The sequence below is a fragment of the Mesorhizobium sp. B2-8-3 genome, assembly GCF_006440815.1.
Taxonomy (GTDB): Bacteria; Pseudomonadota; Alphaproteobacteria; order Rhizobiales; family Rhizobiaceae; genus Mesorhizobium.
This window is the reverse complement of sequence record NZ_VFTW01000020.1, coordinates 39,458-63,939: the sequence shown is the minus strand read 5'-3', so window position 1 is coordinate 63,939 and position 24,482 is coordinate 39,458. Positions and strand designations below refer to the sequence as shown.

General features: G+C 64.6%; 20 protein-coding genes and 1 pseudogene. 6 read left to right on the top strand and 15 right to left on the bottom strand.

The window, feature by feature from the left end; translation table 11 throughout:
• The 3 genes from FJ418_RS23990 to FJ418_RS23980 are packed head-to-tail and all read left to right on the top strand — an operon-like array spanning position 1 to position 3,271.
• Complete coding sequence (locus FJ418_RS23990) at positions 1–1,062, top strand: Gfo/Idh/MocA family oxidoreductase (RefSeq protein WP_140856035.1); 1,062 nt, start codon at positions 1–3, stop codon at positions 1,060–1,062.
• Positions 1,059–1,394, top strand: a complete 336-nt coding sequence (locus FJ418_RS23985; RefSeq protein WP_226891957.1) for a putative quinol monooxygenase — start codon at positions 1,059–1,061, stop codon at positions 1,392–1,394. The genes FJ418_RS23990 and FJ418_RS23985 overlap by 4 nt, the downstream gene beginning before the upstream one ends.
• Positions 1,391–3,271: a hypothetical protein gene (locus FJ418_RS23980; RefSeq protein ID WP_140869839.1), complete on the top strand. Its 1,881-nt coding sequence runs from the start codon at positions 1,391–1,393 to the stop codon at positions 3,269–3,271. Before FJ418_RS23985 ends, FJ418_RS23980 begins: the two co-directional genes overlap by 4 nt.
• Positions 3,272–3,376: 105 nt before the next feature.
• Here the strand turns inward: FJ418_RS23980 and FJ418_RS32065 are convergent, their stop codons facing one another.
• The 12 genes from FJ418_RS32065 to FJ418_RS23925 form a co-directional block, all read right to left on the bottom strand.
• A complete protein-coding gene (locus FJ418_RS32065; protein ID WP_181167070.1) occupies positions 3,377–3,553 on the bottom strand; it encodes a hypothetical protein in 177 nt (58 codons plus the stop codon).
• 124 nt (positions 3,554–3,677) lie between these two features.
• Positions 3,678–5,213: an SRPBCC family protein gene (locus FJ418_RS23975; RefSeq protein WP_140869836.1), complete on the bottom strand. Its 1,536-nt coding sequence runs from the start codon at positions 5,211–5,213 to the stop codon at positions 3,678–3,680.
• A 10-nt stretch (positions 5,214–5,223) separates the two neighbouring features.
• Complete coding sequence (locus FJ418_RS23970; RefSeq protein WP_140833569.1) at positions 5,224–5,661, bottom strand: SRPBCC family protein; 438 nt, start codon at positions 5,659–5,661, stop codon at positions 5,224–5,226.
• A gap of 237 nt (positions 5,662–5,898) precedes the next feature.
• Positions 5,899–8,085, bottom strand: coding sequence for a flotillin family protein (locus FJ418_RS23965; protein ID WP_140869833.1), 2,187 nt, complete (start codon positions 8,083–8,085; stop codon positions 5,899–5,901).
• A gap of 89 nt (positions 8,086–8,174) precedes the next feature.
• Complete coding sequence (locus FJ418_RS23960; RefSeq protein WP_140869830.1) at positions 8,175–10,394, bottom strand: ABC transporter permease; 2,220 nt, start codon at positions 10,392–10,394, stop codon at positions 8,175–8,177.
• Positions 10,387–11,172, bottom strand: a complete 786-nt coding sequence (locus FJ418_RS23955) for an ABC transporter ATP-binding protein (RefSeq protein ID WP_140653988.1) — start codon at positions 11,170–11,172, stop codon at positions 10,387–10,389. The genes FJ418_RS23960 and FJ418_RS23955 overlap by 8 nt, the downstream gene beginning before the upstream one ends.
• A 24-nt stretch (positions 11,173–11,196) precedes the next feature.
• Entirely contained in the window at positions 11,197–12,438 is a 1,242-nt protein-coding gene (locus FJ418_RS23950; RefSeq protein ID WP_140653990.1) for an ABC transporter substrate-binding protein, read from the bottom strand.
• Positions 12,439–12,489: 51 nt separating this feature from the next.
• Entirely contained in the window at positions 12,490–13,518 is a 1,029-nt protein-coding gene (locus FJ418_RS23945) for a branched-chain amino acid ABC transporter permease (protein ID WP_140782655.1), read from the bottom strand.
• Positions 13,515–14,516, bottom strand: a complete 1,002-nt coding sequence (locus FJ418_RS23940) for a branched-chain amino acid ABC transporter permease (protein WP_181167073.1) — start codon at positions 14,514–14,516, stop codon at positions 13,515–13,517. Before FJ418_RS23940 ends, FJ418_RS23945 begins: the two co-directional genes overlap by 4 nt.
• A gap of 44 nt (positions 14,517–14,560) precedes the next feature.
• Positions 14,561–15,901 carry an amidohydrolase family protein gene (locus tag FJ418_RS23935; RefSeq protein WP_140643868.1) on the bottom strand — a complete coding sequence of 447 codons (1,341 nt, stop codon included), beginning with the start codon at positions 15,899–15,901 and terminating at the stop codon, positions 14,561–14,563.
• Between the two features lie 52 nt (positions 15,902–15,953).
• Positions 15,954–16,733, bottom strand: a complete 780-nt coding sequence (locus FJ418_RS23930) for an alpha/beta fold hydrolase (protein ID WP_140709079.1) — start codon at positions 16,731–16,733, stop codon at positions 15,954–15,956.
• Positions 16,730–17,608: a fumarylacetoacetate hydrolase family protein gene (locus tag FJ418_RS23925; RefSeq protein WP_140653997.1), complete on the bottom strand. Its 879-nt coding sequence runs from the start codon at positions 17,606–17,608 to the stop codon at positions 16,730–16,732. The genes FJ418_RS23930 and FJ418_RS23925 overlap by 4 nt, the downstream gene beginning before the upstream one ends.
• Before the next feature lie 224 nt (positions 17,609–17,832).
• On the opposite strand from FJ418_RS23925, the gene FJ418_RS23920 reads away from it, so the two are divergent.
• Positions 17,833–18,504: an FCD domain-containing protein gene (locus FJ418_RS23920; protein WP_140709083.1), complete on the top strand. Its 672-nt coding sequence runs from the start codon at positions 17,833–17,835 to the stop codon at positions 18,502–18,504.
• Between the two features lie 362 nt (positions 18,505–18,866).
• Positions 18,867–19,118 carry a DUF768 domain-containing protein gene (locus tag FJ418_RS23915; RefSeq protein WP_140643874.1) on the top strand — a complete coding sequence of 84 codons (252 nt, stop codon included), beginning with the start codon at positions 18,867–18,869 and terminating at the stop codon, positions 19,116–19,118.
• A 111-nt stretch (positions 19,119–19,229) separates the two neighbouring features.
• Here FJ418_RS23915 and FJ418_RS23910 read toward each other — a convergent pair.
• Positions 19,230–19,430: pseudogene (locus tag FJ418_RS23910) on the bottom strand (P1 family peptidase); the annotation flags it as partial.
• Between the two features lie 84 nt (positions 19,431–19,514).
• Positions 19,515–21,080, bottom strand: coding sequence for an exodeoxyribonuclease VII large subunit (xseA, locus tag FJ418_RS23905; protein WP_140869827.1), 1,566 nt, complete (start codon positions 21,078–21,080; stop codon positions 19,515–19,517).
• Positions 21,081–21,199: 119 nt separating this feature from the next.
• Between xseA and FJ418_RS23900 the strand changes: the two genes are divergently transcribed.
• On the top strand, positions 21,200–23,410 hold the full coding sequence (locus tag FJ418_RS23900) for an EAL domain-containing protein (RefSeq protein ID WP_140869824.1): 2,211 nt from the start codon (positions 21,200–21,202) through the stop codon (positions 23,408–23,410).
• Between the two features lie 2 nt (positions 23,411–23,412).
• Here FJ418_RS23900 and FJ418_RS23895 read toward each other — a convergent pair whose 3' ends face one another.
• Complete coding sequence (locus FJ418_RS23895; RefSeq protein ID WP_140643877.1) at positions 23,413–24,369, bottom strand: LysR substrate-binding domain-containing protein; 957 nt, start codon at positions 24,367–24,369, stop codon at positions 23,413–23,415.
• Between the last annotated feature and the right edge of the window lie 113 nt (positions 24,370–24,482).

Genomic DNA, 24,482 nt, shown 5'->3' with positions numbered 1-24,482 from the left:
ATGGCCCGCCCTTTGCGCATTGGTGTGATCGGCTGCGGCTTCTTCGCGCAGAACCATTTGCATTCTTGGCGCGACCTCGCCGAAACGGGAGCGCAACTCGCTGCCGTTTGCGATGTCGATGCCGGCAAGGCGCGCGCGGCTGGGGAGCAGTTCGGCGTGCCGTTTTACTCGGACGCCGAAAGCATGCTCGAGGCTGAGCGTCTCGACGTGGTCGACATCGTCACACGCCATGACACGCACAGGCTGTTGGCGGAGATCGCCATCGCGCATCGCGTTGCCGCGATCGTCCAGAAGCCGTTCGCGTCGACCTGGCAAGACTGTGTTGCGATCGTCGAATCGGCCCGCAAGGCAAATGTATGGCTTGCAGTGCACGAGAACTTCCGGTTCCAGGCGCCGATGCGCGTGGTCCGCAAGGTGATCGACAGCGGCGCCATCGGAACGCCGAGTTGGGCGAGGATTCGCTTCAGGACCGGCTTCGATGTCTACAAGACCCAGCCCTATTTCTATGACGAGGAGCGGCTGGCGATTGCTGATGTCGGCATCCACATGCTGGACCTTGCGCGCTTCTTCCTCGGCGAGGTCGAGCACATATCCAGTGAAACCCAGAAGCGCAATCCGCGCGTTCGCGCCGAGGATACGGCGACCATGCTGCTGCGCCATGCAAGTGGCGCGGTGTCGGTTGTGGAATGCACGTACGAGTCGCGACGTCTGCCCGATCATTTTCCTGAAACGCTGCTGGTCGTTGAAGGTCCCAAGGGCGCGATTTCGCTTGGAGCCGGCTGCAGGATAACGGTGACGAGCGATGGCAAGACCTGGACGCAAGATGCTGGCGCGCCGCTCCTGACCTGGACCGGTCACCCCTGGCATGTCGCCCAGCAAGGCGTGATCGGCGCATGCGGCCATTTTCTCGACTGTCTGCAGCGTGGCGTCCCGGCCGAAACCAGCGGTGAGGACAATCTCAAGACATACGCGCTGGTCGACGCCGCCTATCGCGCCGCGGACGAACGGCGCGCCATTCAACCCATGCAATGGAATCCCATTCACAACGGAGAGCCTGGATGAGCATGCTTTCCGAAGCGGCCTTTGCGCTGACCGTTGTTTTCGAGCTCGTCGAGGGGACCTTTCCCGAGTTCTACCGGCTCGTTTCGGAGAATGCGGCGTCATCTGTCGAGCTTGAGCCGGGATGCCTGCGCTTCGATGTGCTGACACCGCTGGGACCCCAGAAACCGTCGCAGATCTTCCTCTACGAGATCTATCGTGATCGCGCAGCCTTCGACCTGCATCTTGCTTCCGAGCACTATCGCAGCTTCGATGCCAGCACGCGCGACATGGTGAGCAGCAAGACGGTCGTGACATACAAAGTCGATGAGAACTTCAAGCAGGCGAAGCTGTGACAGCCGATCCGGATCCTGTGGCGCTCTACGGCACCGACGAGCCCCTGCCGGAACGACGGCTTCTGACTGCCGGATCGCTGACCGCTATCCTTGAGGACGGCAATCTGCGGACGATTTCCTTTGCCGGCGTCGAGGTGGTTCGAGCGATAAACTATCTCGCGCGCGATTCATCCTGGGGGACTTACAAGGCCGAGCTCTCCAATGTCTCTGTGGCGACGGAAGGGGACTCCTTCAAAGTAGGCTACGATGGACTCTGCAGCGGTCCGCAAGGCCGCTTTGCTTATCGAATGACGATTACCGGCGACGCTTCGGGCGAACTCAGCCTGGAGGCCGAAGGTGTTGCACTCACCGATTTTCCGACAAACCGCACAGGCTTCGTCGTGCTTCACCCTGCCGAGGCGGCGGGCGGAAAGCTGTCCATCCGGCACAGCAACGGAATGATCGAAGATACGATTTTTCCCTCTCTGATCAGTCCGGATCAGCCTGCATTCGACATTTCGGCGCTGACGCATTACCCGGCGCCTGGCATGACCTGCACCGTCACCATGGAAGGCGATGCCTTCGAGATGGAGGACCAGCGCAACTGGACGGATGCCTCTTTCAAGACCTATATCCGGCCACTTTCAAAACCCCGTCCATATATCATTCGCAAAGATACGCAGGACTGTCAGTGCATCACTGTTTCCGTGCGCGCCGATGCGTCGGCAACCCAAAGGACAACCGGCGGCGTTGTAACTCTGACGCTTGGCGGACCTGCGGGACGCATGCCGTCCATTGCCTTGTTCCTCGATCCAGACGATTTGCCTGACGCGACGGCCAGCGCATCTTTGCTTGGGCCGGTTCCGGAGATCATTGTTCGCTTCGACAGCGCGCGCGGGCATGACGCTCGGATGCTGCGCAAATCAGCCGACCTTGCGGGTGCGCTCGGCGCCCGATTGGCGGTCGAGGCGGTTGTTGAAACGGTCGATCCCTCAGCAGAAGCAGCGGCCATTGCCGATGCGATTCGTTTGTCCAAAGTCGAACCCAGCGCGCTGCTGGTTTCGCCCCGGCGCGAATTCAAGACGCGGCCCTCGAACCATTTGCCTACAGGCGAGCGGCCCGTCGGCGAACTGGTCGATGCGCTCAAGGCAAGTGGCATCGATTGCCTGATCGGCGCGGGAACTCCCTCCCTGTTCACCGAATTCAACCGCAATCCGCCGAGCGGCGATGCGGATTTTGTCTTCTTCGGCAACAGCGCGATCGTGCATGCCGCCGACGAGCAGTCGGTCATGGAAACCCTGACGGTTTATTCAGCCGTGATGGAGACGGCGCGGCATTTATGTCCTGGCAAGTCGATCTGGCTGGGACCGTGCACGATCGGTATGCGACATAATCCTTACGGACAGTCAGTTGCGGCCAATCCTGACCTTATCCGGATACCTGCCGCCCGCATCGACCCGCGACAGCAAGCATTGTTCGGTGCCGCCTTTGCCGTCGGCGTGGCGACCCAGGCAGCCGCGGCAGCCGCCGATCGATTGATATTGGCAGCACCGACCGGACCTTTCGGGCTTTTGAATGAGGATGGCACCCCGCGACCGTTACAGGCCATCCATGCCCAACTCGTGGCTGCAGCAGGAACCCAGCGCTACGACGTCTCGGTCAATCATTCGGCAGTGGCGGCAGTCGCTTTTCAGCTCGCCGACGAAATCCGCATCCTGGCGGCAAATCTAACGTCGGCGCCGATCGAGATTGCGTTGGCCCCGACGGCAAAACTTCAAGGCGTCACTTGCGACGATCCGGAACTGGTGAATTCTCATCGGGCCAGCCACTCAGTAGGACCATACGGCTCTGTCACTTTTCAGGTTGCCCGACACGGGAGACGAGGTAGGGGGCCTTGACGAGCCCTACAAATTCGGCCCGGCGACCGATATCGTCGAGCTTCCCGTCACCGGGGGGCTGGACGATTATCCGGCCTTCGAGGTCGTTGCCGGCTGAAACCAGGGCTATTCGAATCCGCCCGACATCGAGGAAATCTGGTGGGTAACTTCCAGTATGCGTTCGAGAACTGCAAGGGCGGCATCTACACGCTCACCATGCATCCCGAATTCATCGGCCGCGGCCATCGCATCATGATGCTCGACCGGCTGATCCAGCGCATGAAAGCCTGCGCGGGCGTGCATTTCACCACGCTCGGCCCTTATGCCGCCGAATGGAATCGCAGAACCCGCTCGAAAAATGGAAGTCGGAAAACCCGATGCGCACCGGCGTCAACAGCTTCCCATCGCTCTGACCGGCCGTGGGTGGCTACGGCAACAGAACGAGCGCCCCGCTGGTCTTGCGGGTTTCCAGGTCTCGATGGGCGTCCGCGGCTTTGGCCAGCTCGTAGGACGCTGGCTGCCCGATCCTGACGGCGCGCTGGCGAAATGCCGTAAAGAAGCGGCCGACATGTGGCGCGAGCTTCTCGGGGGTGTCGGTGTAATGAGCATAATTGGGCCGCGAAACGGTGATCGACTTCGAGGCCAGGCGGTCGATGTCCCAGGCGCCGACCGGCCCCGATGCCTGGCCGAAGCTGACGAGATGACCGCGTGTGGCAAGGGCCGCGAGCGAGCCGGCGAAAGTATCGACACCGACGGCATCGTAAATGACGTTGGCGCCTGCGCCGGCGGTCAGCCGCATCACCGCCTCGCTGAAATCCTCCCGGGAATAGACGATGACATGGTGCGCGCCAAGACGCTCGACGATGCGCGCCTTGTCATCGCTCGACACGGTTGCGATCACGGTTGCGCCGAGATGGCGTGCCCATTGCACCAGCAACTGGCCGATGCCACCGGCGGCGGCGTGGATGAGCACGACCTCGCCTGGCCGAACGGCATGGACGTCGTGCAGGAGAAAACTGGCTGCCACGCCCTTGAGCAGGCTCGCGGCGGCGACCTCGTCAGAAATGTCGTCCGACAGCCGCACCAACAGGTCGGCCGTCATGTTGCGGCGCTCTGCATAGGCGCCGACCGGCGGGCAGGCATAGGCGACACGGTCGCCGACCGACAGGCCGGACACCGCCGGGCCGATTGCCTCGATGACGCCCGCGGCCTCCATGCCCGGCACGCCCGGCGGCCGCAGCAGATCGAAGAAGCCGGTGCGGCAATAGACGTCGATGAAGTTGACGCCGATCGCCATGTGGCGGATCCGCACCTCGTGGGGCGCCGGCGGCGGCAATGCGATTTCCTTCAGCTGCAGCACTTCCGGTCCGCCATAGCGCTCGACGAGGATCGCGCGCGTCGTTTCTCGTGTGTCCCGGGGCGGTGCTAGGATCGATGGCGCGGGGATCGAACGGGGTGCCACGCCTGTCGGCCTCGACGGCATGATTGCCGGCGACGGCCTTGCCTCGGCCGGCGTGGCGGCGTCGCGGCGCCCGAGGAGATTGCGGATCGCGGCAAAGCCGGCACGATAGATATCTTCGGCGACCAGCTTCACCAGTTCGTCGCGGCGATGCGCCGGCGGGTGGAATTCGGAGCGCCATTCCCAGAAGGTGGCGTTGCCGTCGGTTACCGGCTTCAGCCGTATCGACGCGACATAACCCATCAACGGCAGCGGCGCCTCGAGCAGGCAGTAGCTCAGCCGGCGCTCCTTGTCGGACAACGCCAGAAGCTGCTCGCGCAGTTCGCCGCCGTCGGCCAGACGGAAATGACGCACGGCGCCGACCGCGTCGGCCGGCTCGCCGCCATCGATCTCGCTCGACGCGATGGCCGGGTGCCAGCGGTCGTGGCCGTTGAAATCGCGCAGGATGGCCCATACCTCCTCGATCGGGGCATCGATGATCGTGCTCTGGCGGACCTGGACCATTCGCGGCGGGTCAGCGTCCGAAGCGCTGCTTCAGCGCGGTAAGCGCGGCCTGGAACACGCCGCTGCCTATCTGCTGCGTAAGCGCTGCCTCGCGCCCGGGGGCGCAATCGAACTCGGCCTGCCATTCGGCCAACGTCAAATTGCCGTCGGTTATCGGCGTCAGCGACAAGGTGGCGACATAGTTCTCCACCTGCATCGGGCTCTCCAGGATCGCATAACTGCAGGAGAGGTCGTAGTCGGACAGCGCCAGCAGTCGTTCGCGGATCCGTCCGCCGTCCTTGAGCGTGAAACTGCGGATGCAGCCGATCCGGTCGGCATGCGCATTCTGCTCAATGCGGCTCTCGGCCACGAAAGGCGCCCAGTCCGGCAAGCCGTTGAAGTCGCGCACGACCTTCCAGACGTCCGCGGCCGGGGCCGGGATGACCGAGGAGACATAGACCTTGGTCATGCTTGAGAGCCGGCTGTGGGCATGGCGGTCCGAGCATTTATTGTCTCGCGCCGCGCCAGATCGACCCCCACCCCGTCGAGCTTCGCTCGACACCTCTCCCCCGATCGACGGGGGAGAGGAAAGGCGCGAGGCGATTCCAACTGGCTCCTTTCCTCTCCCTGCGGAGGGGGGAGAGGTGGCGCTGCCAAGCAGCGACGGAGTGGGGGAACCACTTGGCAAGAAAACACCGCCGTCACCTCAATGGTCGCGGTCGTCATCATCGTCCTTGGCGGCCTTGCCCTTGCCCTTCTTATCGCGGGCGAGGTTCGAAATGTCCTTGGCATCGCGCAGCACGTCGGTCATCCGTCCGAGCGAGCCGCCCTCGATGCCGATCTCCTTCATCAGATTGTCGATCATCGGCGCCTGCACCCGGTAGCGCAGCGCCGAATCGATCACCTCGTCGGTGACGTTGCGGTTGCCGCCAGATCCGCCGTTGATACCGTCGACATGCAGGATCTTGATGCCGTCGATCTTCTCCATCGGCTTGACGCTCTCGCGGATGATGCCTTCCATGTGATCCAGCAATTTGCCGCGCAGGCGCCCGGCGCGCGCCTCGCTGGAGAGAAGGTTCTCCGCTTCGTTGATCTGCCGATGGCCGGTCGCGTCGACCTCGTAGCGCTGGGCGGCGGCAAGGGCGTGGATCTTTTCCGCTTCCGCGGCGGCGACGGCCGCGATCTTCCGTGCCTCCGCCAGGCTCTTTGCGGCCTTCATCTCGGCGTCGGCGGCGGCCGTCACGCGAAGGGCCTCGCGCTCCGCCTCGCGTTGGGCGGCGATCAGGTCGGTCAGCTTGCGGCGCTCGGCGATCTCGCGCTCGCGGGCGGTCAGGGCTTGTTCCTCGGCCTGGATGGCTTTGGCGCGAACGGCTTCCGACGCGGCGATCGCCGAGGAGCGTTCCTGCGTCTTCTTGGCGATGTCGATAGCCTTCTGGATCTCAGCGATCTCGATCTTCTGGTCGCGGTCGACGCTGAGCTGACGAAGATCGCGCTCCTTGATGAGACGCGCCTCCTCGATGCCGCGCTCGGTGGTGATGCGGGCTCGCTCGACCTCTTCTCCAGCCGAGATCTCGGCTTCCTCGAAGGCCTGGCGCTTGGCGATCTGCAAGGCTTCGAGATGGCGTTCCCTGGCGATCCGCACCTCGTCGACGGCACGTTCCTGCTCGATCCGCGCGGTCTCGGTTGCCTGGTTCTCGACGATCTCGGCGCGGCGCTTCTCCGCCTCCGCCTTGGTTACTTCGAGCGCCTTTTCCGCCAGCGCAATCTGGCGTTCGAGCTCGGCTATTTCGAGCGACTTCTTGCGTTCGATCTCAAGCCCGCTCTGCGCGCCTTCGCGCTCGATGCGCGCCTTCTCCAGCGAAAGCCCGAGAGCGATCTGCTCGCGCTCGGTCAATTCGCGCATCTTCATCTCGGCCTCGTCGAGCGCGCGGCGGCGCGCGATCTCACGGCGCTGCGTGTCTTCCTCGCTGCGGATGCGTTCCTCGGTGATGCTGCGCTCCTGGGCAAGACGCGATTTCTCCACCGCCTCGCGTGCGGAAAGCTGCGCCTGTTCGGCTTCCTGGTCGCGTACGGCCCGTTCCCTGGCGAGCTCGGAGCGCTGCGCAGCGCGGCGGATCTCGACTTCGCGCTCCTGTTCGAGGCGCGCATATTCGGTGTCGCGCTCGATCTCCAGCACCTTGCGCTGGGTGTCGAGGTTCTGGTTGCGGATGTCGACCAAAGTGCGCTGCTCGATCTCGTTGCGCATGCGGCGCCTGGTCTCGATGGACTCCGTCAGCTGCGTCAGGCCTTCGGCATCGAAGGCGTTGGACGGATCGAAATATTCGAGGCTGGTCTGGTCGAGGTCGACGATGGCGACGCTTTCCAGTTCCAGCCCGTTGGCGGTCAGCGAATCCGAAGCAAGCGCGCGGACCTTGTCGGCGTAGTCGCCGCGCAGCTCATGCATCTCTTCCAGCGTCATCTGCGCGGCGACGGTGCGCATGGCGCCGGCGAACTTGCCCTCCAGCAGTTCGCGCAGGCTCTCGGGCTGCAGCGTGCGGCGGCCGAGCGTCTGCGCGGCCGCGGCAACAAATTCCCGGCTCGCGCCGACACGGACGAAGAACTCTGCGATGAGGTCGACGCGCATGCGGTTCCTGGTGATCAGCGCCAGCGCGTCCTCGCGGCGAACCTCGATGCGCAGCACACCCATGTTGACCGGGGTGATCTCGTGCAGCACCGGAATGACGAAGGCGCCGCCATTGACCACCACCTTCTCGCCCAGGAAGCCGGTGCGCACGAACGCCGTCTCCTTGGTCGAGCGGCGATAGAGCCATCGCAAGATGTAGACGGCGATCACCACGACGACCGCGGCAACGATCAGCCACAACAGGAAAGCGCCAAAGCTCTGCGCGTCCATGATTTATTCTCCCCTACACAATCCGGTCAGTGCCAGGCGCCCGGCACCAATTTCGAAGATCCGTCCGCCGTCCGGTAAAGTCCAACTGTTCATGCCCGCCTCTGCAGTTTTGGGCCGATCGCGTGGAAAGCGCTGATCACCGCATCGACAAAGGGCATGTCGTTGATGTTGGCGCGCACCCGCTCGACATGGCGCTGGGGCGTCCGGCGAACGGTCTTTTCGATCGCTTCGAACAGAGCGTTGTCGGCTTCCGGATCGTGAAAGGGCTGGCCAGGCGCATCGAGCAGCGACACGCCGCCCTCGGGCAGCAGGAAGCGCACCGGTCCGTCCATGGCGTTGAGCCGCGTGCCGATCCATTCGCCGAAGGCCCGGTTCTCGTCGCGGGTCGTGCGCATCAGCGTGACATTTGGATTGTGAATGACGAATTTGCGGCCGCGGAACTTTTCCGGCACGGTCTCGCGCGGCCCGAAATTGACCATGTCGAGCGCGCCGGCCGAGCCGACATAGGGCAGCCTTGTGCGGATCGCCGCTCCGAAACGATCCTCGGTCGCCGGGAAGACGCCGCCGACGATCATGTCGGCCACTTCGGTCGTGGTGAGATCGAGGAAGGCCGATAGCAGCCGGGAGTCGGCGAGATTCTCCATGGCGCGCCCGCCGATGCCGGTGGCGTGGAAGACGAGGCAGTCATAGTCGGCTTCGAGCCGTTTCGTCACCGCCTGCACCGCCGGCGTGGTGACACCGAACATGGTGATGCCGAGGGCAGGGCGCGCCAGCTTGCGCCTGGCGTCCCACGCCTCGGCATTGGGCAGTTGCGCGACCATGCCGGCCATGGCGTGGGCGGCGTTGGACAGCACCTGCTCGGTGATCGAGTTCAGCCCCTGAACATCGGCGACCGAATGGAACATCATGATGTCGGCGCCGCCGACATATTTGGCGACGTCGCCCGCAGCCACCGTCGAGACCATCAGCTTGGGGATGCCGACCGGCAAGACCCGCATGCCGGACGTCGCCAGCGTCGTGCCGCCGGAGCCGCCCGCCGAGATGATGCCGCCGATGCGCGGTTCCCGCTCGATCCAGCGCGCGAAAGCCTCCGCCATGGCGCTGACCGAGCCGCCGCGATCGTCGGTGAAGACGGCCGAGGATCCGCGCGGGTGCATGCCGGCCACCTGCATGGCGGGAACGTCCGCGCTCGACGGCTTTCCCGACGTCGACAGGTCGACGGTGCGCACAGGCAGTCCGAGCGACTTCAGCCGGTCGGCGACGAAGCGCAATTCCTTGCCCTTGGTGTCGAACGTGCCGACGACCAGCACGGTTTTGCCGATGCGCTCGGCAAAGGGGATGGCGAAGACCTTCCTCGGGTCGTCCTGGGGCGCCGTCTTGTCGACGGCCGCCTGCCTCAGTTCGGTGACCGGCACGTTCCAGCGGTTGGGCAATTGGGTGACGGGCCGATAGACGCCGTCGCCCCCCGCCGGCTCGAGCGATCCGGCGGTCGCGCGGTCGATGCGATAGACGGCCGCCAGTTGCTCCTTTGCCTGTGCCGCTTCCGTCGGCGTGACAGGCGCTTCCTCGGCATGGCGTCCGACGCCGAGCAGCCGCTGCTGCAGGTCGCGGTCGACGGCGAGCGCGGCCGCGTCCATCAGCCGGTTGATCCGGCCATTGACCATGATCGCGACCTGGCTGGAGACAGCGGTGGCGACGCCGATGTTCTGCTCGATCACGAGCACCGCCATCTCGCCTTCGGCGGCAAGGTCGACCAGCATCTTTTCGACCTGGTCGACGATGATCGGCGCCAGCCCCTCGGTCGGCTCATCCATCACCAGAAGCTTCGGGTCGCTGAGGAGCGCGCGCGAGATGGCGAGCATCTGCTGCTCGCCCCCCGACAGCTGCGATCCGCCATTGTGCCGGCGCTCCGCCAGGCGCGGAAAGGTCTGGTAGACACGCTCGACCGTCCAACTCGCGTCACGCCGATTGCCGCCGGCAAGGCGCAGATGCTCGTCGACCGTCAGGCTTGGCCAGACGCGCCGCCCCTGCGGCACATAGCCGACGCCGAGGCGGTGGATCTCGTGCGGTTCGAGCGCGGTGGTCTCGCGGCCGTCGAAGCGGATCGAGCCGGAGCGCGCGCGCTTCAGTCCGACGATGGTATTGCACAGCGTCGACTTGCCCATGCCGTTGCGGCCGACCACGGAAAGCACGCCGCTCTCCAGCGTCAGCGAAATCCCCTGCAAGGCATGGCTCTCGCCGTAGAAGACCTGCAGATCTTCTATCTTCAGCACCGCCCTGGGGCTTTTGCCGGCGGGGCGTTCAGCCATGCTTGCCTCCGAGATAGATCTGTTGGACCTCCGGATCGGCCTCGATTTCCTGCGGCGTGCCTTCCTTGAACAGGTGCCCATTGTGCATCATCGACACGTAGTCCGCCACGCGCAGGGCGACGTCGAGATCATGCTCGATGATGATGAAACCGATATGCTTCGGCAGCGCGTTGAGGATGGCGACGAGGTCGCGCCGCTCGGTCGGCGAAAGACCCGCCGCCGGTTCGTCGAACAGGATGAAGCGCGGCGCGCCGGCGAGCGCCAGCGCGATTTCCAACTGGCGTTGCTGGCCGTGGCTCAGCGTCGCCACCAGTGCGTCGCGATGGGCTTCGAGATGAACCGCCTCGAGGATCGATCGCGCCTGCACCATGTTGACGTCGGCGGCGGTGGGCCTCAGCAGCGAAAACCGCTGGCGCGAGACGCCTCGGCAGGCGAGAAAGATGGAATCGAGGACCGACAGCCCCTTGAACAGCTGCGAGATCTGATAGGTGCGGCGCAGGCCGCGGCGGATACGCTCGTGCGGCGGCAGGTCGGTGATGTCCTCGCCGAAGAAACGGATGCGTCCGGCAGTCGGCAGGAAGTCGCCGGTCACGGCGTTGAACAGGGTGGTCTTGCCGGCGCCGTTGGAGCCGAGGACCGCGCGCCGCTCGCCGGCCGCGATCCTCATGTCGATGCCCGAGAGCGCCACCAGCGCTCCGAAATGCCGCGCCACGCCATCGAGCTCCAGCGCGTAGGCACTGGTGCTCTGCAGACGGTTCGCGGCCAGGTTTTCGGTCACTGACGATGCTCTTGGCTCGTGCCGTTACGGGCAGCTCGGATTGTCGCGGTTGACCGCCCCGAGCTTCATGAACTCGTCCTCGGGGATGCCCAGCGTCTGGTTGACCTGCGGCACGACCTTGACCAGCTTGTTGAGAAGAGTGCCGTCCGAGCCTTCGGTAACCTCGGTCAGGAAGATGTCGGCGACCGCGTTGCGGTTCTTGTCGAGCGACACTTTGCCGGTCGGCGTGTCGAAGGAAAGCTTCGACAAGGCCTCGCGCAACTTCTTGCCGCCGTCGGAGACGTCGCCGCCAACCTGGTCGAGCGCCAGCAGCGTCGCCTTCATGTTCACATAGTAGCCATGGGCGAAGAGCGACGGCGAGGGGAAGGCTCCCGGCTGCTTCTCGTAGGCGTCGACAAACGTCTTCCAGGCCGGCGCGTCATTGGTGTCGGCCGTCGGTCCGGCAGACGGCGTGCCTTTCAGCACATCCTTCAGCTTGCCTTTCGAAGTCAGCACGGTCTGGTCGACGGTGATCGAGCCGCCGATGAGCGGAGCCGAGCCCCCGGCCTGCTGGTATTGGGTCAGGAAATTGACGGCGTCGGCGCCGCCGAGCGCCACATAGATGGCGTCGACATCCTCGGGAATCGCCGCGATGACGGAGGAGAAGTCCTTGTTGCCGATCGGCACCCAGGATTTCGACGGCACGTGCCCGCCGGCCTTGCAGAACTCGGCCATGAAGCCGAACACCTGCGTGTAGGGGAAGGAGTAATCCTCGGCGACGGTGGCGACCTTCTTGTAGCCCTTGTCGTTGAAGGCATAGGTGCCGAGGCCGGCCATCCACTGCGCCCCGTCGGTGGAAAAGCGGAAGAAGTTCTCGGCCGGATTGCGCAGCGTCGTGTCCTGCGCTGCCGAGGTGCCGTTGATGAACGTCACGTCCGGCTTGGTCTTGGCATAGTCCTTGACGGCGAGGCCTTCATCGCCCGAAAGCGGGCCGACCAGCACCTTCACGCCGTCCTGCTCGACAAGCTTGCGCGCGGCGCGCACGGCGCTGTCGGGCGAGGCGTCGGACGAGCCCTTGACGATCTCGATCTTCTTGCCGGCGACGGTGCCGTTGGTCTCGGCGACCGCCGTCATGGCGCCGCGTTCGCCGTCCTCGCCGAGCACCGTGAACGGCCCCTCGAAAGTGGCGAGCAGGCCGATCTTGATCGTGTCGTCGGCGGCGAGCGCCATCGAAGGCGCGGTCAGCCCGGTGAACAGCGCCAGGGCCAGCAGTGTACGTCTGTGCATTTTCGGTTCCTCCCGTTTGATTGGTCAGCAGTGCTTCATCCGCGCCAGCCGCTAGGGGCCGGCGCGCAAGGATCCCTGGGCAAGATGTGGCTTGATCCTCCCCCACAACCCAAGAATTCCATCCGGCGAGACGAAGACGATCGCCAGGAACACCAGGCCGATCAGCGTGTTGAAACGCTCGGCACCGACGATGTCGATGGCGAAGGTCTGCATCAGTATGACGACGATCGCGCCGACGAACGGCCCGATCGGGTGGCGCAGGCCGCCGATGACGGCGATGATCAGGATGTCGATCGCCACGTCGACACCGATAGTGCCGGGCGAGACGCGCCCGTTGAACCACACCAGAAGCACGCCCGCCAGCCCGGCGAGGATGCCTGCCAGGAACCAGGCGAAGACCTTGTGCGCGGTGACATGATAGCCCAGCGCTCGCATCCTTCGCGGATTGTCGCGGATCGCCTGCAAGGTCATGCCGAAGGTGGAGCGGGAGCCGTAGAGCACCGCCGCGTAGGACAGCGCCGCAAGGCCGAGGCAGAGGTAATAGAAGGGTTTCGGGTCCCGCCAGTCGATGCCCCAGAAGACCGGCGCGTGAATGCCGGCGTAGCCGGAATGGCCGTTGAAGATCGCGTAGTTCTGCTGGGCGAAGTAGAAGGTCGCCGTCGCGATCGCCAGCGTGATCATGAGCGTGTAGATGCCTTCCGTGCGCACCGAGATCCAGCCGATCAGCGCCGACGACACCGCCGCCGCGGCAACCGCGAAGGGGACGACGATCCACCAGGGCCAGCCGAAGCCCAGCACGTTGGAATTGTTGCTGCCGAGGATGGCGACGGCGTAGGCGGCGATCCCGGCGACCGTGATCTGCGCCAGGCTGAGCATTCCGCCATAGCCGGCCAGCAGCATCAGCGACAGCGCCAGCACGCCGAAGATCATCGAGTAGCCGGCGATCTGCGTCAGGAAGAAATCCGATGCCACCAGCGGATAGAGAACGAGCGCGACGGCAAGGATGACGTGACCCGCGCCGATCTTGTCCAGCCAGTTCTGTTGCGGCACCGCGCCGTCGGCGACCGTGGTCAGGCTCATCTCGCCTTCCCCATGATGCCTTGCGGCCGCACCGCCAGCGTCACCACCATGATGACGAAGGTGAGCACCACGCCGTAGGTCGGGAAATAGACCAGGCCGATCTGCTCGGCCAGCCCGATGAGCAGCGCTCCGATCGCCGCGCCGGTGATGGAGCCCATGCCGCCGACGATCACCACGACCAGCGAGGCAAGCAAATAGCGCACGTCCTCGCCGGGTGCGACCGAGAGGGCCGATCCGCCGACCACGCCGGCGAAACCGGCAAGCCCGGCGCCGACCGCGAAGACGATGGCGAACACTGCGTGCACGTTGACGCCCGAGGCCGACAGCATGGCGCGGTCGTCGACGCCGGCGCGGATCATCATGCCGACGCGGGTCCTGTTGAGCATCAGCCAGAGCCCGACTCCGATGACGATCGCCGCCGCCAGCACGACCACGCGGTAGAGCGGATAGGTCAGGAAAACCGAAGCGCCGCTCGAGCGCACCGCGGTGACGACGGGCAAGGTCAAGGCGCCGTCGAGCCATTCCGGCGTGGCGATCTGGTACGTCCCGCCGGCCCACACCGCCAGCATCAGGTCGGCGGCGACGATCGAGATGCCGATGGTGACCAGGGTCTGTCGGAGGTCGTCGCCCTCCAGGCGGCGAAAGACGAAAACCTGCATGACGACGCCGATGATGGCCAGCACGGCAAAGCCGGCGGCGACGCCGAGCAGCCAGTAACCGGTGCGGCTGGTGACCTCGTAGCCGATATAGGCGCCGAGCAGGTAAAGCGAGCCGTGCGCCAGGTTGATGTTGCGCATCAAGCCGAAGATCAGGGTGAACCCGCTGGCGACCAGGAAATAGAGGCCGGCGAGCGTCAGGCCGTTGAGGATGGCGCTGACGAAGGCCTTCTTGGAGATCAGGATCGCGTTCAGCCAGGCGGGCCAGACGGCGAAGACCAGCCAGGCGACGATCGCCGCGGCCAGCAGGCCGACGAGGCCCCAGGCCTGGCGGCGTGTCATGCCGCCGCCCGACAGCTGCGAGGACGATGGCTGGTCGAGTATGCTCATGCGGTCAGCCGCCGGCGCTGCTCGTTCATGCGCGGCGCCTTGTGGAACTTACCGTCCTTCATGATGGCGAGGATGCGGTTCTTGTCCTGCAGGATGCGCACGTCCGAAATCGGGTCGCCATCGATCAACAGGATATCGGCGAGGTAGCCTTCCTTGATCAGGCCGAGCTCGTCACCCATGCCCATGATCTGGCCGCCATATTTGGTCCCGGCCTGGATCGCCTCCATCGGCGAGAAGCCGAGCATCTCGACGAAGGTCTGGATGTCCTTGGCGTTGGTGCCTTGCGGCGTCCAGGCAAAGCCGTAGTCGCCGCCGATGCACACGCGAATGCCGCGCCGGTGCATCTTCTTCATCGTGTCGACGCACATTTCAAGCTCTCGCTCATATTCGAGCGACAGCGGCGAGCCGGGCTTGATGCCCCATTGCTCGGCGTACCGCGCGGTGTTGATCAGCCATGCGATGCCCGGCGCCACGAAATGCTTGTCCTTGACCGCCTCGAGCATGTCGAGCGCTTCCTCGTCGGCGAAGGAGGCGTGGTAGATGTTCTGGATGCCGTGGCGCACGCACTGCTTGACCGAGCCGGAAGAGCGTGCGTGCGCCGACAGGACCTTGTTGCGGCAGCGCGCCTCGGAGGCGGCCATGGCGACCTCTTCTTCGGACATCGGGGTCTCCTCGGCGCCCATGCCGGTGATGCTCTCGCCGGATAGGTTGAGCTTGATCGAATCGACGCCGTATTTGATCAGCTGGCGCACCGTGCGGCGGATTTCCTCCGGACCGGAGACGACGATGCCGAGATTGAGGCCCTCATGCGGAATATGCGAGGGCGCGGAATCGCCAAGGCCGCCGACCGTTGTGATCTCCGGTCCCGCCGCGAGGTAACGCGGTCCGGGAAACCGGCCCTGGTTGATGAACTTCTTGGCGACGACGTCGAGCCGTGGCTTGGCGGCGGCCGCGCCCCGGCCGGCGGTGAAGCCGGCATCGAGCACCAGCTTGGCCATCTCCATGGTGACCAGCATGTGCTCCTCGATCTCCATCATCTGGATGGGATCGATGCCGGGCGCGTTGTTCCAGGACAGATGCAGATGCGCGTCGATCATGCCGGGCATCAGCGTCGCGCCCATGCCGTCGATCACGGTGACGCCCCCTGGCGCGCCGCCATTGTAGGAAGACGACGCGGAGGAGCCGAAGCGGGACGAGCCCTTGGTGATCTGCTTGATGCGGTTGCCCTGCACCAGCACCTCGCCGGTGTAGGGATATTCACCTGATGCGTCGAGTACGCGCACATTGGTGAAGAGCGTGCTTCCCGACCCGTTTCCGGCCCAGTTTTCGTCTGCCATAACAAGCCTCCCAACTTGCCGAGCGCATAAGTCTACGCCCGATCCGAAATCCTCACCTATCAACCCGTCTCAAAAAATCGGCGAGCTTCGAGCTGCTCTCGCGCGGACTTTCCACCGTGGCCCAGTGTCCGCACCGATCGAGCGACGAGAATACGGCTCCCTTGATCTTGTCGGCAAGCGCCTGGGCGACACCTGGCGGATTGACCGTGTCGGCATCGCCGGTGACGAGCAGGGTCGGCGCCGAAATCCGGCGCGCATCGACAGCTGTCGCCTTGGCCAGGGCCTCACAGGTGCGGGCATAGGATTCGGGGTCCTGGCGGGTGATCGATTCCCGCACGAAGGCCGCTGCCGCGGGCGATGTCTCCCTGGTGTGCGCCGAGATCGCATTGGCGACGATCTGATCGGCGATGTCGGCGATGCCGCCGGAGCGCGCCAGACGGGCTCGGTTGGCCAAGCCTTGCCGGGTCGCTTCCGCAGGTTCGGCCAAAGCGCCGAACAGCGCGAGCGAAGCTACCAAGGAGGGCTGTGTCGCCGCGATCTGCTGGCACACGATGGTGCCCATCGAATGGCCGACGAAATGCGCCGACGTTACGCCCATGCCGGCCATGGCGCGGATCACGGCTTCGCTCATCCCTTCGATGGTGAGCGGCTCGATCGGCCGCGGCGAACGGCCCGACCCCGGCAGGTCGAGCCGGACGACGCGGTAGCCCGACAGCGCCCCCATCTGCGGCTGGAACATGTTCGAGGTGCCGCCGAGGCCGTGGATCATCACCACGGCCGCGCCTTCGCCTGTAACTTCCCCGACGACCTGGCCGACAGTCACGGTCGTCATTGCGGCCTCTCCACGAAGCGGTTCTCCAGCGTGCCGATGCCGTCGATCTCGATGCGCACGACATCGCCGGGCTTGAGATATCTGGGCGGGTCGAAGCCGATGCCGACGCCGACGGGCGTGCCGGTGGCGATGATGTCGCCCGGCTTGAGCGTGATACCTTGCGACAGCGTGGCGATGATGGTCGGGATATCGAAGATGAGCAGCGATATCCTGGAGTCCTGGCGCAGGTCCTCGTTGACGAAACAGCGGATGCCGGCGCTGGCGAGATCGAACTCGTCCCTGGTGACGGCCCATGGACCCATCGGACAGAACGTGTCCTGCGATTTGCCGATCAGCCACTGGCTGTATTTGCCTTGCAGGTCGCGCGCCGTGACGTCGTTGACGATCGTGTAGCCCCAGACGTGGTCGAGGGCTTCCTCTTTCGAGATGCCGCGCCCGCCCTTGCCGATGATGACGGCGAGCTCCGCCTCATAGTCGATCGCTGTCGACACGGAGGAGTCGATCAACACGCTGGCGTGATTGGGGACGACCGATTCCGGCACTTTGGAGAAGATGATCGGGTGTTTTGGCACCGCGCCGGCGCCGGCGCTGGAATCGAAGCCGCTGCGGGCGAATTCATGCGCATGCTCGTAATAGTTCTTGCCGACGCAGAAGATGTTGCGGCGTGGTTGTGGAATCGGAGCTTCGATCTCTACGCCCGCCAGCGGGACCGGGGAGAGGGTGCGCGGCACGCCGGCTCCGTTGCGTTCGATCAGCGCCAGCAATCCGGTCTCGGCGCGCTCGACGGGGAAATCGAAGGGGGCGACAGTCTGGGCGGCAAGATCGACCAGGCCGACCCGCCTTTCGCCGGCGAGCGAGAAAGTCGCGACCCGCATGAATTTCCTCCCGTGAACCAATTTTGAGCCAATTTTCTGCTCTTTTGAAACACGCTAGCGCCAATTGGCTTAGGCCGCAAGTCGGATTCGGATTGGCTGCTTGAAATAGTTCCAACGCTCGCGGCCATGAAAATGGTGACCTACTGGCAGGTCTGCATGATGGACGGGCGCACGAAAAGCTGCTATGAATGGTTCATCATTGGATCATATAAACGCTGCCAAATATGCCCAAGCTGGTTGCCAACGACATCGCTATCGCCTTGAAGAAACGGATTTCGCTGGGCGAATGGATGGAAAACGGCCGTATGCCGCCCGAGCGTGACCTGGCGAGCGAGTTCGGTGTGGCGCGCAACACCGTGCGCCGCGCCGTCGGCCTGCTCGAGGATGACGGCACGGTCGTACGGCATGTTGGTCGCGGAACTTTTTTGACGGCAGCCAATCCCGATTCCATGGCCGCGACCGTCGCGCGGATGGAAGGGACCAGCCCGGCCGACATGATGGAGATCAGGCAGTTGCTGGAGCCGGCGGCGGCATCCTTCGCCGCGACCAATGCAAGCGCCGGCGAATTGAACGCAGTGCGCGAGGCGCACAAGATCGCCTGCGCATCCCAGGACATGCCGACGTTCGAGCACTGGGACGCGGAATTTCATCACCGCATATTCGCGTGCTCGCGCAACGACTTCCTCAAGGAGATCCACAATCTCATGCGCGTCCTGCGCAATCAGCGGCCGTGGTTCGAGATGAAGAAGCGTTCCTTCTCGGAGGAGCGACGCGCCACCTATTGCAGCGAGCACCAGCTCGTCCTGGATGCCTTGCTGGCGCGCGACTCCGAAGGCGCCAGCAACGCGATGCTGACGCATCTGAGGACCGTCGAGCGCAATCTTCTGGGGAGGTAGCCGCCCCGATGAAGGACCCCGAGTCGACATCGCATGAGGATGCCACTATATAGCGCCTGCTCCAGCTAAAGCCGGGGCAACGTTGACCGGAAAGCTGTGACACAGTCTGTGCTACCCATCGTGATACAAATGCGCTGTCGAACATAGAAAAAAGCCAGCAAAAACAACAACGGCGGCCTTCTGTCGATTCCGGCCAACAATCCCATCATTCTCAACGATCTGAACGTGCACCTTCAACCCTTCCATTCCTTCGGTTTCGCGAACCACGGGCAAGATGTCTTGCCGGTCGAGGCCGACTCGGCTCGAATGGCGGGCGGACGTTCATGGCTACCAACCGGCTTAGCCGCTAGGGAAGAAGCAGTATGAGTGAACATGCGATCGAGTTCTTGCGCGGATGGATTGGCGAGAAAGTCCAATGCCAGCATTCGCCGATCAAGATCGAGCAGGCCGAGACCCTTGCCAAGGAGTGCTGCGCCAAGGCCGCCGAGGCAGGCATTCTCCTGGAGGACATCCAGGAAGAGGTCGGCGACATCCAGGAACTGATCGCGTCGCGCCTCGAGGAAGCCGCCGAAGAGGGCACCAGCGAAGCGAAGCCCGACAAGCCGGCGGAATAAACAGCCGCCTGCCACAGGCCGGCTCTTAGAGCAATTCCAAGAAAAGTGTGTAACGGTTTTCCGTCCGGAATTGCGTAAAAACAAAAAGATAGAGCGTTTCCGTGAAACGCTCTATCCGAATTTTTCCTTCAGCCACGCCTTCGGCTGCGCCGGCACGAAATTGCCGTCGCGCCCCGTCATATCCTCATTGGCGACCAATGCGTTGAGGATCGCTTCCTCGACACCTTGCACGACCGCGTCGAAGAACGGGTCGATGTCGACGTCCGGGATGAACTCCGCGCGGGCGATGCGGCCGGAAGCCGCCTGGGCGGCCTCCGGAGCGCGATACTGAAGGAGCGCAGGCGCGGCTTGCCCGATGGCGCGCGAAGATGCGGGCCGTGGTTGCTTATGGAAACCTCAGAACAACGAGCCCTGATTGCCCGGCTCCTTGGCTTTCGCGGGCGATTTCGCGGCCAGCTTCGGCCGTGCGCCGCCGCTGGTGGCGATGGCTTCGGCATTGCCGTCGGCGAATTCCAGCTGCAGCGCCACGCCGGGCGCCACCTCCGCGACCCGCTTGATCACGGCGCCGTCAGCGTCCTTGACCAGCGCGAAGCCGCGCGCCAGCACGGCTTTGTGCGACAATGTCGAAAGCAGCCGGTCCGCCTGGGTGAGAGCCGCGCGCAGCCGGTCGAGGCGCCGCGCCGTCGCCTGATCTTGCCTGCGCGACAGCGCTGCCAGCGTGTCGGCCTGTTGCTTCTGGCGCCGCACGATCGGCGCCGGCGACAGCCTTGCCGCCGTGCGTTTGAATCGCGCGCGCCTTTCGCGCACGATGGCGAAGAACGCGGCTCGCGCCCGGGCAATATCGCGACCCGTCAGCGTGCGCGCTTCATTGAGGCGCCGCGACAGGGTTGCCGGCGTCAGCCTTTGCCGCTCCAGTGTCGCCCGCTTGCGCTCGATATTCACCGTCAGCCCGCGACCGAGGCGGCTGGTCGCATCGTCGAAGCGGCGGCGCGGCAGCGCCAGCAACTGGTCGGGCGAGGGGAGCGCGCGCGCCGCGGCGCGCACCGCCTGGCGCTTGCGTTCCAAATGCCGCGAGGCGCAGGCGTTGAGCCGCGCGGCAAGGCTGGCCAAGGTAGCCTCCAGATCCGCCCTGACCGGCACGGCGATCTCGGCCGCGCCCGTCGGCGTCGGCGCGCGCATATCGGCAACAAAGTCGATCAGTGTCGTATCGGTCTCATGGCCGACGGCCGAGATCACCGGGATGGCGGACGCCGCCACCGCCCGCGCCAGCCCTTCGTCGTTGAAGCCCCAGAGGTCCTCAAGGCTGCCGCCGCCGCGTGCCACGATCAACAGATCGGGTTGGCGGATGGGTCCGTCCCATGTCAGCGCATTGAAGCCGTTGACGGCCGCGGTCACCTCCCTGGCCGTCGTGTCGCCCTGGACCCTCACCGGCCACACCAGCACATGAAGCGGAAACCGGTCCTTGATGCGGTGGATGATGTCGCGGATCACCGAGCCGGTCGGCGAGGTGACGACGCCGATGACTTTGGGCATGAAAGGCAGCCGACGCTTGCGGCCGGCATCGAACAGGCCTTCGGCCTGCAGCCGGCGCTTGCGCTCTTCGAGCAGCGCCATCAGCGCGCCGGCGCCCGCCGGCTCCAGATTGTCGATAACGATCTGGTAGTTGGATTTGCCGGGATAGGTGGTCAGCTTGCCGCTGGCGATCACCTCCATGCCTTCCTCTGGGCGGAACTTCAGCCGCGCCATGGTGGTCTTCCAGACCACGGCATCGATCCGCGCCCGGTCGTCCTTCAATGCGAAGTAGGCGTGGCCGGACGAATGCGGGCCGCGATAGCCGGAAATCTCGCCACGCACCCGCACATTGCCGAAGGCGTCCTCGACAGTGCGCTTCAGCGCGCCGGAAATCTCGCTCACTGTGTATTCGGTGGCGTTGCTGCGTGATTCGGTTGCTGTTTCACTCATTTGGCGATTGGGGAACGCTTATCGGCCCGCGTCAAGCGCTGAGAAACCGCGCTAATATTATAACGCGATCTTAAGCCCGATTTGCTTTGACAGGCCCAGAAGAGCCGGCCGGGGACTTGATGAGCGTACGCCAAACCAGCAGCCCGTTGACCCGTCAGGTCACCCTGACCGTGCTGACGCTCGCCGCATTCGCTTTGGCCATCGTCGTAGGCTTCGGCTTCTACGCGGCCAGCCAGGCCGATGATGCCTCGCTCGTACGACAAAAGATGTTCATCGCCGATGGTTTGAAAGACCAGATTGCGTCTGTTCAGCGGGAGCAGGAAAGCGTTTCGGTCTGGGATGACGCGATCATCAATGTGAGGGCAGGTAACCAGACCTGGATCGAAGAGAATCTCAGTGTCTGGATGTACACCTATTACGGTCACAACCGGGTCTATATTCTCGACGCCGCCAATCATGCGATCCACGCCATGCGCGAGGGCAAGGTGGTCGACGCTTCCGCCTATGGCGAGGACCAGCCCACGCTTCTTCCCATCATCGAAAAACTGCGTCGCATGCTGGCTGGGCCGCCGCAGACCGATGCGTACGGCCAGCCTGCGAAGATGATGGCCGGGGATCTGGTGTCGCTCGGCGGCAAGCCGGCGATCCTGAGTGTGATGCCGCTGGTGCCGAGCTCGGACAGGATCACCCAGGCGCGCGGCACCGAGTGCCTGCATGTGTCGGTCGAATTCATCAACGACGCGGTGATCGGCAAGATCGCCGGAAAGTACCTGCTTGATGGCGCGCGGCTGGTGCCTTTGTCACAGCCGGCTGGCCCAGCCGCCGTGCCGCTGGTCGATTCGCGCGGCGTCATCCTCGGCTATATCGGCTGGGACCAGCTGCGGCCCGGCCTTGCCTTGGTGCGCGAGATCGCTCCTGCCTTGGCGATCGCGCTGCTCCTGGCGGGCGGTGTGCTGGTCTTCCTGTTGCGCAGGTTGCGTCGCGCCTCGGCCGCGCTGCAGACCAGCCAGGACCAGGCGCAGTATCTCGCCTTCCACGACACGCTCACCGGCCTCCCCAACCGGGCGCTGTTCGAGGACCGCTTGCGGCGCACGCTGCTGTTCGCCAGCCAGGACAGGACGCGCGTGGCGCTGCTTTACCTCGACCTCGACCGCTTCAAGCATATCAACGACACGCTCGGCCATCCGGCCGGCGACGAGCTCGTGCGCCAGACGGCGGCGCGGCTCAAGCACACGATCCGCGAAGTCGATACCGTCGCGCGACTCGGCGGCGACGAATTCGCCGTCATCCTGCTTGACGTTCCCGACGCCGGAAGCGCCGAGGACATCGCCGAAAGGCTGCTCTTGAAGCTGCGCGAGCCGTTCCGGCTGATCGACGACCAGGTCTTCGTCAGCGCGAGCGTCGGCATCGCGCTGTCGTCCGGATCGGACACCGACGCGGACGACCTGTTGCGCAAGGCCGACATCGCGCTTTACGAGGCCAAGAAGAACGGTCGTGGCCGCTACGAGCTGTTTGCCGGCGACATGGACGATCTCCTGTTGCGCAAGCGCAAGGTCGAATCCGAACTCCGCAAGGCGCTCGACGGCGAAGGTGGCATCAAGCTCGCCTATCAGCCGGTTTTCGCGGCCGACGGCCGCGGCATACTGGGGGCCGAAGCGCTGATCCGCTGGGGGCATGAAGTGCATGGTGCCTTGCCGGCCGCGCAATTCATCGCGATTGCCGAAGAGCGCGGCCTCATCGGTGAGCTCGGCAAATGGGCGCTGGGCGAAGCCTGCCGCTTCGCCGTCACGACCGAATTGCCGTGGATCGCCGTCAACATCTCTCCGATGCAGCTGCGTAACATCGGCTTTGCCGAAGAGGTCGCCGAGATCCTGAGCGAAACCGGGCTCGACCCGTCCCGCCTGCAGCTAGAGACCACCGAAAGCGTGTTGCTCGAGCACGATGACGCGATCGGCACGGTGATTGCCGCGCTGCGCCAGTCCGGCGTGCGCATCGTGCTCGACGATTTCGGCACCGGCTATTCCTCGCTGAGCTATCTGCGCCGCCAGGCGATCGACAAGCTGAAGATCGACCGGTCTTTTGTGCGTCTGCTCGACGAGGACGAAAGCGCCCGCGCAATCGTCAAGACACTGATCGAGTTGGCGCTGGCGCTCAAGGTGGAGGTGACCGCCGAAGGCGTCGAGACCGACGTGCAAAAGGCCTTGCTGGTCGGCATGGGCTGCCACCAGTTGCAGGGCTATCTGCTGTCGCCGCCGCTGGAGCCCGGCCAATTGCTTGCGCTGCCGGGTGTTTCGTCCGTCGACCGGGAACTTTCGGCAGCTCGCGCCTGACTTTACCAGCCAGGCATGATCTGGTTCGCCTTGACCCGCTTCATCTTGGCGAAGGCGAGCGCGGCGAAATCGAAGCTTCCCGCCTCCTCGCTGACCGGCACGGAAATGTTGTCGAGGCTCTCGGCGATATGGCGGGCCAAGGCGTCGACGATTTCCGGCTGCGAGGTCTGGCCGCGCATGATGCCGATGCGGCAGTCCGGCAACTGGCCGAAGCCGTCGGCCTCGCCGAGCACGCGCATGCCGGGCCGGAGCGCGCATTCCGGCAGCACCGAGACCGCCAGGCCGGAAAGCACGGCCGCGGTGATCACCGTGGCCGAGAAGCTGGAGAACAGCACGCGGTATTCGCGGCTCTGCCGGTCGAGCACGTCGACCGCGGCGCGCCGCCAGATGCAGTTCGGCCGCCCGAACGCCATCGGCAGGGTTTCCTGCTCATGCGTGGCGTGGTTGGCCGAGGTGACCCACAAAAGCGGCTCGCGCCGCACCACCTCCGACTGGCCGCGCGTGTCGTTGTGCGTCACCAGCGCCAGGTCGAGATTGCCGCGCTTGATGTGCTCGACCAGCCCCGGCGTCGGCTCGCAGACGACCGTCAGCTCGACGCGCGGGTTGGAGCGCGAGAAGCGCGCCATGATCTCGGGCAGGAAGCGGTCGGCATAGTCGTCGGGTGTGCCGATGCGGATCGTGCCTTCCAGCCGCTGGTCGTCGAAGGCGGCCAAGGTCTCTCGGTTGAGGTGGATCAGCCGCCGCGCATAGGAAAGCAGCCGGTCGCCTTCCTCGGTCAGCTTGTTGGTGCGGCCGTCCTTTTCGAACAGCGGCTTGCCGATCCGCTCCTCCAGCCGCCGCATCTGCATCGACACCGCCGACTGCGTGCGGTGGACCTCCTCGGCCGCGCGGGTGAAGCTTCCCGTATCGGCGATCGAGATGAAGGTCTGCAACTGATCGAGGTCGAGGGGCGCTTTCATCGGTCCAACCTATCATTGATGTTGATGCTACAGATTAAAAACATTCGTTGGATTAATCAATCGCGCGATGGCAAATTGGCATCGTCCACATGAAAGCAGTGCGTGTCGCCCAA

What these genes read in the sequence shown, in the direction of transcription:
- FJ418_RS23990 (WP_140856035.1), top strand. Translation starts at nt 1, where the DNA reads ATGGCCCGCCCTTTGCGCATTGGTGTGATCGGCTGCGGCTTCTTCGCG.
- FJ418_RS23985 (WP_226891957.1), top strand. Translation starts at nt 1,059, where the DNA reads ATGAGCATGCTTTCCGAAGCGGCCTTTGCGCTGACCGTTGTTTTCGAG.
- FJ418_RS32065 (WP_181167070.1), bottom strand. Translation starts at nt 3,553, where the DNA reads ATGCACGCCCGCGCAGGCTTTCATGCGCTGGATCAGCCGGTCGAGCAT.
- FJ418_RS23975 (WP_140869836.1), bottom strand. Translation starts at nt 5,213, where the DNA reads ATGGTCCAGGTCCGCCAGAGCACGATCATCGATGCCCCGATCGAGGAG.
- FJ418_RS23970 (WP_140833569.1), bottom strand. Translation starts at nt 5,661, where the DNA reads ATGACCAAGGTCTATGTCTCCTCGGTCATCCCGGCCCCGGCCGCGGAC.
- FJ418_RS23965 (WP_140869833.1), bottom strand. Translation starts at nt 8,085, where the DNA reads ATGGACGCGCAGAGCTTTGGCGCTTTCCTGTTGTGGCTGATCGTTGCC.
- FJ418_RS23960 (WP_140869830.1), bottom strand. Translation starts at nt 10,394, where the DNA reads ATGGCTGAACGCCCCGCCGGCAAAAGCCCCAGGGCGGTGCTGAAGATA.
- FJ418_RS23950 (WP_140653990.1), bottom strand. Translation starts at nt 12,438, where the DNA reads ATGCACAGACGTACACTGCTGGCCCTGGCGCTGTTCACCGGGCTGACC.
- FJ418_RS23945 (WP_140782655.1), bottom strand. Translation starts at nt 13,518, where the DNA reads ATGAGCCTGACCACGGTCGCCGACGGCGCGGTGCCGCAACAGAACTGG.
- FJ418_RS23940 (WP_181167073.1), bottom strand. Translation starts at nt 14,516, where the DNA reads ATGACACGCCGCCAGGCCTGGGGCCTCGTCGGCCTGCTGGCCGCGGCG.
- FJ418_RS23935 (WP_140643868.1), bottom strand. Translation starts at nt 15,901, where the DNA reads ATGGCAGACGAAAACTGGGCCGGAAACGGGTCGGGAAGCACGCTCTTC.
- FJ418_RS23930 (WP_140709079.1), bottom strand. Translation starts at nt 16,733, where the DNA reads ATGACGACCGTGACTGTCGGCCAGGTCGTCGGGGAAGTTACAGGCGAA.
- FJ418_RS23925 (WP_140653997.1), bottom strand. Translation starts at nt 17,608, where the DNA reads ATGCGGGTCGCGACTTTCTCGCTCGCCGGCGAAAGGCGGGTCGGCCTG.
- FJ418_RS23920 (WP_140709083.1), top strand. Translation starts at nt 17,833, where the DNA reads ATGCCCAAGCTGGTTGCCAACGACATCGCTATCGCCTTGAAGAAACGG.
- FJ418_RS23915 (WP_140643874.1), top strand. Translation starts at nt 18,867, where the DNA reads ATGAGTGAACATGCGATCGAGTTCTTGCGCGGATGGATTGGCGAGAAA.
- xseA (WP_140869827.1), bottom strand. Translation starts at nt 21,080, where the DNA reads ATGAGTGAAACAGCAACCGAATCACGCAGCAACGCCACCGAATACACA.
- FJ418_RS23900 (WP_140869824.1), top strand. Translation starts at nt 21,200, where the DNA reads ATGAGCGTACGCCAAACCAGCAGCCCGTTGACCCGTCAGGTCACCCTG.
- FJ418_RS23895 (WP_140643877.1), bottom strand. Translation starts at nt 24,369, where the DNA reads ATGAAAGCGCCCCTCGACCTCGATCAGTTGCAGACCTTCATCTCGATC.